This is a genomic window from Wolbachia endosymbiont of Drosophila bicornuta (assembly GCF_028982105.1).
Lineage (GTDB): Bacteria > Pseudomonadota > Alphaproteobacteria > Rickettsiales > Anaplasmataceae > Wolbachia > Wolbachia pipientis.
Window position 1 is genome coordinate 1 of record NZ_JAPQLF010000083.1, and the last position, 10,862, is coordinate 10,862.

The window sequence follows — 10,862 nt, forward strand, 5'->3', positions numbered from 1 at the left end:
ATATATTATAAAATAATTTATATAGTATAGCTAAAATAACTTAAGCTTACACTCTTTCACTTTTTATTCCATTTCAATATAGTTCATGCTGCTGAAAAGCAGAACTTATAACTCAGTTTGTGGTATACCATTGACTGAAGTAGTCTTTGAATTATCCTTAGATAAAAATTGATGTTTTTCTTGCTTCTGTACTTCACTCAACTTACTTTGCACTTTGTCACAAGCCCACACAAGTGGCGTTATGATTGACGCGGCAGCCCAAATGATAGCAGCGCAAGCATAACTTACAATCTTGTTAAATACTCTAGCTACTGCATTAGCATAATCTTGCCACATTTCTAAAAATATGTTTGAATAATTAACGAATGATTTTGTATCTGTTTTAAAACAATAGTCCCCTGTTATTTTTGACAATAACTTGACTGGAAAGTATGACAAACATGCCACTATCAAAAATAAAGGTTGCAATATTATGTTGGCTGCTAAAACAGCACCCAGTGTACACAATGAATACACTCACTCTGCTCTGTGGCCCACGTATTCACATTTATCATTATCTTGATAATACTTGTTATAATTGTCTTTACTCTCAACTCCACAAATTACATCTTTCACAGGTCCTAGCACATTATCAACGTAACGTACAGATTTATAGAAACTATTTTCTGGAACTAGTGTGTTATCTTCTGCTTTCTTAGCAGGTACAACTCCATATTCAACGTATAGCTCTTTTTACAATAATCCGAACAGATCATAATATGCTACTGCTCTACCATAGCCATAAGCACATATCTTATCCTATTCGGACTATTGCGAGAAGTGCTATACCTTCTAAAGTATCGATATACTGACATTCTTATCTCCAAATCATAAATATGCAACCTAGCCTAATATAATTAAGAAATAGTTTATAATAAATACGTTTTAAGATACCTGCCTGTAACACTTTCTGGAATTTTTACCACTTCTTCTGGAGTTCCAGTAGCAATCACTTCTCCGCCTTTTATTCCGCCCTCTGGTCCGATGTCTATTATATAATCTGCAGTTTTTATAACGTGCAAATTGTGCTCGATAACTATAACAGTGTTTCCCAGATCGACTAATCTATGGAGTATTTTTAGTAAGTTATTTATATCTTCAAAGTGTAATCCAGTTGTTGGCTCATCAAGAATATACAATGTTCTTCCGGTAAATCGTTTTGATAGCTCCTTGGACAGCTTTATTCGTTGTGCTTCACCCCCAGACAACGTTGTTGACGACTGTCCGAGTTTTATATAGCCAAGCCCCACTTCCTGCAAAGAAATCAACTTTTCTTTTACCATTGGAAGGTTTTCAAAAAAATCACAAGCTTGATCTATCGTCATATCAAGGACATCAGAGATTGATTTTCCTTTATAAGTAACTTCCAATGTTTCCCGATTATACCTTCGCCCTTTACATTGCTCACACTTCACATAAACGTCCGGTAGAAAATGCATCTCTATCTTTAAGTGCCCATCACCTTTACAAGCCTCACACCTTCCCCCTCTGGTATTAAATGAAAACCGGCCTATATTATATCCCCTTGCTTTTGACTCCGAAAGACCTGCAAACCAATTTCTTATATGAGTGAACATACCAACATATGTTGCTGGATTTGACGCAGGAGTTCTACCAATTGGCGACTGATCAACTTCTATAACTTTATCTATATATTCAAGGCCTTCTATTCTATCACACTGACCATACCTTGCAGACGAATGATGTATCTTATGTGCTGAATATTTATATAACGTTTCTATGACTAAACTTGATTTTCCCCCTCCTGATATTCCAGTAACACAAATAAGATTCCCTATAGGAAATTTAACGTTCACATTTTTTAAGTTATTTTCACATGCATTTATTACTTTTATGAACTGAGTTGCTTGCTTTCTTCTCCTTGGAATTAAAATTTTTTTCTCTCCACTCAAATATTGCCCTGTTATGCTCCCCGAATTTCTTTGCACCTGGTCTGGTGTTCCTTCTGCAACAACTTTTCCACCATTTACGCCAGCTCCAGGACCAATATCAATCGCATAATCAGCAGCCATTATTGTATCTTCATCATGCTCAACAACGATTACAGTGTTACCCATGTCTCTTAAGTTTTTTAGTGTGGCAATTAACCGATCATTATCACATTGATGAAGGCCTATCGAGGGTTCATCAAGCACGTACAGCACTCCTGTTAAACCAGAGCCAATTTGTGAAGCAAGTCTGATCCTCTGACTCTCACCGCCAGAGAGAGTGCTAGATTCTCGATCAAGCGTTAGGTAATTCAACCCTACATTCTTTAAAAATGCTAGCCTCTTGATTATTTCATTTAATATTTTACTTGAGATTTGCTTCTGTTGTTCTGTGAGCTTGTCTGGCAAATTTTCAAACCATTTAAGGGATTCATCGATGCTGAGCCCTGATATTTCACCTATATGTTTGCTATCAATTTTTACTGTAAGCGCCTCTTTTCTCAATCTATAGCCAGTGCATTCTCTGCAGTGAGTAACAGAGCAATATCGCTCAACAAGCGTTTCATCATAATCCATCTGGTTTTCTAAGATACTGACCAAACCTTGAAATTTACCGAAGCCAAAGAGTATCATATCTTTTACTTCTTGATCTATGTTCTTCCACGGAACATCAAGGCTAAATTTACAATTTTCAGCCAGTGATAGAATTGCACTTTTTAAAAATCCATAACCTCTGTGCACTTGACGGAACATTGATCCCACTGGCTTTAAAGCGCCTTCAGATATTGAAAGAGTTTCATCTGGCACTATCAGCTTCACATCAATAGCCAGCTTTTTACCAAGCCCATTACACGAACCACATGCACCGTAAGGGCTGTTAAAAGAAAATAATCTTGGTTCTATTTCCTCAAGAGTGAAACCAGACTCGGGGCATGCAAAATTCTCTGAAAAAGTCAGAATTTGACCATTTTTATACTCGGAATTATGGTTGTCAGGTAGGTTTACTATTTCTACATACATTAGACCATTACCAAGTTTTAGTGCGGATTCTATACTACTTGGCAGTCGATTTCCTATATCGCCCAATATTGATATTCTATCTGCAACCACAAAAATGTCGTGTTTCTTGTTCTTATCGAGTTTAGGCAAGTCATCTACATTGTACACTTCACCATCTATTTTGAACCTTACGTAACCTTGTCTTTTAATTTCCAATATCTCTTTAAGATGTTCTCCCTTTCTACCACGCACAACAGGGGCAAGTATATATATCTTAGTTTCTAAAGGTAACGCAATTATAGTATCTACAATTTGAGACACCGTTTGTTTTGTTATTGGTAATCCAGTTGCAGGTGAATAAGGAACTCCTATTCGTGCATATACTAAGCGCAAGTAATCGTAAATTTCGGTAACAGTTCCAACTGTTGACCTTGGATTTTTTGAGATCGATTTCTGGTTGATAGATATTGCAGGAGAGAGACCTGTAATCGACTCAACATCTGGTTTATCCTGAATGTTGAGAAATTGACGCGCGTAAGCTGACAGGCTTTCAACGTACCGGCGTTGGCCTTCTGCATAAATCGTATCAAATGCAAGGCTAGACTTGCCAGAACCACTTAGCCCAGTTATAACAACTAGCTTATTTTTCGGTACATTGACGTCTACACCTTGCAGATTATGTTCCCTTGCGCCCTTAACTCTGATAAAATCGTCCATATTATACCATATAGCGTATTAACCATTATAGCCTCAAAATACGTGAATTTATAGTGATATATTGATTTTCTATTGATTTTTTCAACTGTTACGGAAAATTAAGCAGCGTTTGATAAATCGTCACTCCGCTACTTGTTAGCGGCTGAGATACCGCGACGGTATGACGGTTAAGTAGGCCAGTGCCCCTATGATGTCATCCCAGTGTCAAGCAAATAGCTGTACGAACGTTGTAGTTTAGGAGCAATTCCCACCAGTGGGCCAGTGCCCAGACACTGGTTCTACGCAACTTAATTAAAAACGTTTGTTTTAGCGTAAGACAACTACCTTTAGCTCATCAGCTCAGTTATAGGCAAAATTTCTCGATTCCAGACTGGAATGACACCATTTGCTGTGCAATTTACCTTCAAAAATGAATGTTCGTACAGCTATGTGTCAAGCACTGGGATGACACCATTCTTTTTTCTGGATTCCAGTGTCTGGGGACTGGAATGACACCCACATGATAGGCTCAAATCATAGTGTTTGTACAGTTGTGGGTTTAGGCTACCTATAAATTCTAAACTGTTGTTACGTATTAGGACCACCAAATACACCCCAAGGACCCAAAGTCAGTTTAGCTATATCAGAAAACAGGTTATGTGGAAATCTTAAAATACTTCTTGTTCGCCAAGCAAAATAAATACATTCCTACAAACAAGCAGATGCTCAATACTGACACATAAGAAAACTTAAAAATTAAATCTCTAATGTATATTGATAAGCATTTACCTGCAGAAAATTCGTATAGTAATCCAACACATACAACGGCACTATCAACGACTGATGCTATAATTAAAGTAATGAAATTTGCCATATGAAAATTCAACTTGGACTTCAATTTTTCAAAAATAATTATGCTTGAGAGAAGAGATACTAAAATTGCAGTATATGAAATCAATATCATCAAATTAAAACTTTGCCATTTAAAAACACAACATAGCGCTGTACACACTATTAAGTTGTACGTAGCTTTGCTTCTGCCATAAAATTCAACCATTGAATTTACAACTAAAGCAGCTCCCACAGATAAGGCAGCACATATCATCAATTTATTTGAAGTGTTGAGTAAAGAAAGACTGATAAACAGGAGTATCGATAAAATAGACATAATTACCTACCAAAAATTAATAACATACATTCATTCTAAATAAACATTACATATAGTAAAAGAGTTATTTAGCATAATAAGAAAAATATTTTATATTAGCATGCCACATCTTTCAGATCTACTTTTAAAACATCCTTTATGTTTAGCACCTTTTTCTCTGTTACTTTGCCAATACATGAATAAACTGCACCTTCAAACAATTCTTCAAACCTCTTCTGATTGTGTGGTGCAATAGTAACCAAAATTCTACTTTGCGATTCAGAAAACATTATTATCTTGTTTATTATGTCTGTATTTTGTATTTTTCCTATTGGCACTAGTGAAAGATCGATTTCAGCACCGAGATCTCCTGCAATTAGCGATTTTGCCAGAGCAATAACTAATCCGCCTAAGTTTGGTGCAATTGCAGAGGCAATTATGCCATCTTTTATTGCCTGGTTGTAACGCTCATACAACTTCCTAGCGCTCTTTGCATCAACTTTTGGTACGTTGTTATTACCTATTCCACTATATAACTGATATTCAGATCTACCAAGTTCATCAAGTGTTTCTCCAAGCACGTATATTAAGTCTCCTGGCATTTTTACATCAAGCGATACCGCATTTTCAATATCTTCTATAATTCCAATTGCTGAGATGAGTAATGAAGGTGGTGCAGATATCATCACTTTCTCGCCATTTTCATCATATCCCTTAAAGTCGTTAAACATACTATCTTTTCCGGATATGAATGGTGTTTTAAATGCAGTTGCAAAGTCGTAACAAGCCTCTGCAGCTCTCTTTAGTTGCCACAACCTTTCTGGATTATAAGCATCACACCAACAAAAATTGTCGAGCAACGCTAGATGATTTATATTTCCTCCTGCGGCTACATAGTTGCGTATCGCGGTGTCAATTGCACATGCTGCCATGTGGTAGGTGTCAATTTCTCCATAACTTGAGCCAAATCCTTGCGATTTTACAACACCTTTATTTGAAGAAAGGATTGGTCTTGAAACAATAGCTTCACTGCACACTCTTCCCTTGCCCTGCAGTGGTTTCAGCACTGACGACCCTTGAACCTCATGATCATATTGCACCACTATGAACTCTTTACTGCAAATGTTTGGTCTGCTTAACATTTCTTTTAATTCAATTTCTAAAGAAGGCGAACTTGTTGTCATTCCAGCGCGTGGCGCTGGAAGCCCCTTAGACCACGGCTTTGTCTGTAAATGCATTTTAGGATTACCATCATGCAGAAATTCAGTTCCGATATCCATTATTACTGTCCCTTTAGGACATTTAACAACGGCTTTACCACTCTCATTAAACTCTCCAATCACACAAACATCCACATCATGTTTTTTCATGATTTGCTTAAACATAGGGAGATTTTCTTCTGGCACTGCTAAGGTCATTCTCTCTTGTGATTCTGATATCCATATTTCCCACGGAGCCATACCATCGTTTTTAAGGAGAACCTTGCTCAAATCAACTTCAAATCCGTCTTTTCCCATTTCACCAATAGACGACGACAGCCCACCTGCTCCATTGTCCGTTATTGCATTATAAAGACCAAGATCTCTTGCTTTTATGACGGCATTGGATAGTTTTTTTTGTGTTATAGGGTCACCAATTTGCACAATCGTTGAAGGCCTGTTTCCCGACAAAGCCTCTGAAGAAAACGTTGCACCGTGAATTCCGTCTCTTCCAACTCTTCCGCCAATAATTACGATTTTATCGCTGTTTTTAGGCCCTTTGATGTGTGAAGGTGCGTTATTTATGTTGCGCGGAATAATTCCGACACTGCCAACAAAAACTAACGGCTTGCCACAAAATCTATCGTCAAAATATACCGATCCAAGTTGCGTTGGAATACCAGAGCAATTACCAGCAACATTAACACCGTGGATCACTTCTTTCATTATATATTTTGGCGGTAAGATCTCATCAGTGCGCTCTTTGTCCCTATAAAACTTGCCTTTTGCTTCTTTGGCAAAGCAAAAGTAATAGGTATTCATTATAGGCTCCGCGCCTTTCGCGAAACCCACTATATCGCGATTAACTCCAAGCACTCCGGTCATTGCTCCACCAAACGGATCAAGCGCCGAAGGGCTATTGTGAGTTTCAACTTTATCTACGATTAAGTCATCGTCATTAAAAATTATTCCTCCGGCATTGTCGGAGAAAACTGACACACATATGTCAGAATTTATCTCACGCGTTGCACGCTTAATATAATGTGCGTATAGGCCATCTTTTATTTCATCAATAGGAGAGCAAAAGATATTGTGCTTACAATGTTCAGACCAAGTTTGTGCTAGGGACTCAAGTTCAATATCATATGGATTTCTATTAAGTTTTTTAAAGTAATCCTTTATAGCTTTCATTGCTGTCAGAGAGAGCCCTAAAGTGCCGTTACCATTGATTCCATCTCTGCTGATCTTTTCAAGCTCTTGGTCACTTACATTTAGGTTAACAGGCTTAGCATCCTTTTTCACGGACTGATACTGAGTAAACTTTTTATATTTACCGTAATGCCTCCAATAGCAATTGCCGTTTTTTTTATAAACAAGCGTGCAATACTCAGTGATAGGGTTGAATTCTTGCTTTATATAATCTTCGGTTGGCATGCTTCCTTTACCCAAAATAAGTTTTGAACTTCTTGCTTTGATATGAACGCCTTCATCAATGTGGCCCTTGCTAATTAAATACTCTCTAACAATTTGTTTTGCTGTGTTGCCTACATTATCGGTCATGCCAGGTAAGAAGCTTATCTCCAAGCCCCACTCAGCTTGTGGTTCTATGAAGTCATATTGAACTTCTTCAAGGTTTTCGTTGTAGGAATAATAACGGCAGCATTGTATGACTTTATTATAAAATAGCCCACAAATTTCTTCATATAATTTTGGTGGTAATTCTTTGTGTATATAAATCGAGTAAACGTTGACTAACCATCTGCGGCCAACTTGCTCACATTTATTTAAAATTTCTATTCTGATGTTTGTCATGTAATGTTATAAAAGATTTTAATATATAATAGCATACAAGCACGTTTATATTTTGAATAATTTCTATACAATAAAAGTATTGTATTAATTGTTACTGTTAGTGGGAAGAGTTTTTACCGTTAATGTGGATGAATCTCTTTTTGATGTGCTGGTTCAGCATATATTTTCTCAATATGAAAGAGAAAAAATCCCTGAAGTAAAGATCATACTTTCTTGCAAGAGGGATGTGATAGCGCTGCTGAGTGCATTCAAGAATTATAACGCTAAAAAATGCATAATTTTGCCAGAGATAGTTTCGCTAGAGAACATCGATGAGGAGGATTTAATATTAAATCTTGATAGAGTCAAAGTTATCAAGCCAACAAAAAGGACGCTGCTACTCATTCAATTCATATTGGAGTGGAATAGAAAAAATAATGATAATTTTCCAATTGATTTAGCTTATAGCCTACCATCATTGCTTGATAAAATTCAGTATACCCAAATGGCAGAGTTCGATGAACATTCAAAAAAAATAGAAAGTTTCATAAATTTACTTATTGAAACATGGAATAAAATTTTAAAAGATTTAGGAGTAGTAGATATATTAGAACATAAGAGTGATTACATAAACAGTATGATAACCTCTTTACAAAAAGACCAATATATAATCTTTGTTGGAATTGGAAAGGATAAGTCGTTAATTAAGGCTATATATGATCTGCCATTTGGAAAAATAATTTTGCCTAACCTGAATTTGAAAATTAAAGAGAAAGACTGGAAATTGCTTGATAAAAAACACTATCAATATTGTCTGAAAGATCTGCTAGGTTATTTAAGTATAGGCAGAGAGGATGTAAGTTTTCTGCCAGAAGCGTGTTCTCCAGTGCCCAGACACTTGGATCCAGAAAACTTAACTTTAAATGAGCGCACCAGGTGGCTGTATAATGAAAACTGGATCCCAGTGTCAAGCACTGGGATGACAGAAGAAAGGGCTGGGATAACAGGAAGTCCTGAGGAATATCTAGATTACGTCTTTGATACAACTGCCGATCTAAGCAAAGTTAGTAGTGGACATGTTGGCAATATTGAAGTCATCACTTGTGATTCCAGAGAGGAAGAAGCACAAGTGACATCATTAATTATAGAAAATGAAGGTTATGAAAACATTTCTTTGGTCGTCTTTGATAAATTACTTGCAGCTCGTATAGCATGTTTATCAAGGCAACACGGTCCCATACCGGAAAATTACCCTTATATAACGCTTCTGCTTTATAGTATCGAAGTTTTGACCTCAAATTGGAGCAGTGTGTCATTACTTTCGCTCCTTAAACATAGGCTAGTGACTTTTGGTTACACTCAAGAAGAGTACACTCGGATTTTATCTGAATTTGAAATAGAGATATTACGCAACTTTAGTACAAATGGCCTGAGCGATATTATAAATGCTATCAATGCCCATAAAAAGCTAAAATACAAAGAAGATATATTACTTATTATCAGTAAGTTAGAGGTTATATTTAATCCTTTACTTCGTTCTATAAATTGCTCTATTTTTGATGTGGTAGCAACTCATTTGCAGTGTATTAATATATTATCTGGTATAAATTTTTCAGAGCTAAATAGTGAAATAGGTAATTTTACCTGTAATTTCTCAAATGCATGTGAGGGTGTAGGAATTAAATGCTCCTTAGAGTTATATAGCCAAATTCTGACCTTATTTTTAGAGAAAGAGTTTTTCTCTGTAGCAAGTGACTTGAATAGATTCAGCTTATATCACAACAAAGTTGTAATACTTGCTGGATTTAATGAAGCGCCAAGCTTTCAAAATCCGCTTTTGAATGCATTTACGAGAGAAAAATTTAATCTTCCTTCCGTGCAAGAAGAGCAGGGGTATTTTTTTTATACTTTACACAATTTGTTTTGTGCAAGTAAGGTTTATATTACAAGATCGCTAAGCCATAGAAAACCAATTCTATTGCAGCGTTTGGAAATTCTACTCAAGGAGGGGAAGCAGCCGTATCGTGATTGGCTAAGGATATTAAATACGCCTGAATGTACTGTTCCATGTACTCAGCCTATGCCAAAACCTCAAACCGAAGTTAGAAAAGAAAAAATGCAGGTGATGTCTTGCAGTGCAATAGAAAAGCTAATTCGTAATCCTTATTCATTTTACGTTGAATATATACTGGGCCTTAAACAATTAAGAGACTTGAATTTTAAGCCATCGATATTGGAATTTGGCACTATGGTACACAACATTCTTGCAAGATATTTACGCAACAAAAAATCTCCAATGAGCATTGCACGAGAAGCATTCTCGACTAGTCAGTTTAATTTTTCAAATATGTGGTGGGTAAGACTACAAAAGATAATTCAATCTTTTGTCGAATTTGATGAAACTCGAAGCAATTATGTTGAGTTGGAAAAGAACTTTTCCTGTCCGATATTTCATATTCCAGCGCGTGACACTGGTTCTTGTGATCAGTATGAAACTGCTTGGATGACAAATAAGCAACAAGAAATTTCACTGATAGCAAGATGTGATAGAGTTGAGTATCTACCAAGTGGGCAAGTGGCAATTATAGACTATAAGCTTGGTACACCACCTTCCAATGAAGAAGTAATGTCGGGATTTTTTCCGCAATTAATTTTACAAGCCTTAGCGGTAGAACATATAACAAAAAGAGAAGTCTCAGAACTTGCTTATTGGAAACTTGATTATGATAAAATAAAAGTTATTTCTATACAAAATTATAGATACAAAATGCAAGAATTAAAAAATGATCTGCCTGGTTTTTTATCTAACTATTTAAGTAATTCCACACCCTTTATTCCCTCTCCATATTTTGATAAATTCCTGAGATTTAACAGCTATAAACAGCTAGAAAGGGTAGGAGAGTGGTTGTAAATGGTGTCATCCGAGTACCTGACACTGGTTTCCATCCAAAAGGGTGTCATCCCAGTGCCCAGACACTGGGATGGCTTTGTTGCATCACACTTTATGAGATGGTGATTTATGGTAAATTCATGTAACTATCT

The 10,862-nt window shown here is 36.4% G+C and carries 5 protein-coding genes; 1 reads left to right on the plus strand and 4 read right to left on the minus strand.

The window, feature by feature from the left end:
- Positions 1-105: 105 nt before the first annotated feature.
- The 4 genes from OZD68_RS02280 to OZD68_RS02295 form a co-directional block, all read right to left on the minus strand.
- Entirely contained in the window at positions 106-438 is a 333-nt protein-coding gene (locus tag OZD68_RS02280; protein WP_275008892.1) for a hypothetical protein, read from the minus strand.
- 470 nt (positions 439-908) lie between these two features.
- Positions 909-3,704 (minus strand): excinuclease ABC subunit UvrA, encoded by a 2,796-nt coding sequence (gene uvrA / locus OZD68_RS02285; RefSeq protein ID WP_182309265.1) that lies wholly within the window; start codon positions 3,702-3,704, stop codon positions 909-911.
- A gap of 634 nt (positions 3,705-4,338) precedes the next feature.
- Entirely contained in the window at positions 4,339-4,851 is a 513-nt protein-coding gene (locus OZD68_RS02290) for a hypothetical protein (protein ID WP_182309266.1), read from the minus strand.
- 95 nt (positions 4,852-4,946) lie between these two features.
- Complete coding sequence (locus OZD68_RS02295) at positions 4,947-7,841, minus strand: phosphoribosylformylglycinamidine synthase subunit PurL (protein ID WP_182309267.1); 2,895 nt, start codon at positions 7,839-7,841, stop codon at positions 4,947-4,949.
- A gap of 100 nt (positions 7,842-7,941) precedes the next feature.
- Between OZD68_RS02295 and OZD68_RS02300 the strand changes: the two genes are divergently transcribed.
- Positions 7,942-10,731, plus strand: a complete 2,790-nt coding sequence (locus OZD68_RS02300; RefSeq protein ID WP_182309293.1) for a PD-(D/E)XK nuclease family protein — start codon at positions 7,942-7,944, stop codon at positions 10,729-10,731.
- Positions 10,732-10,862 lie beyond the last annotated feature (131 nt).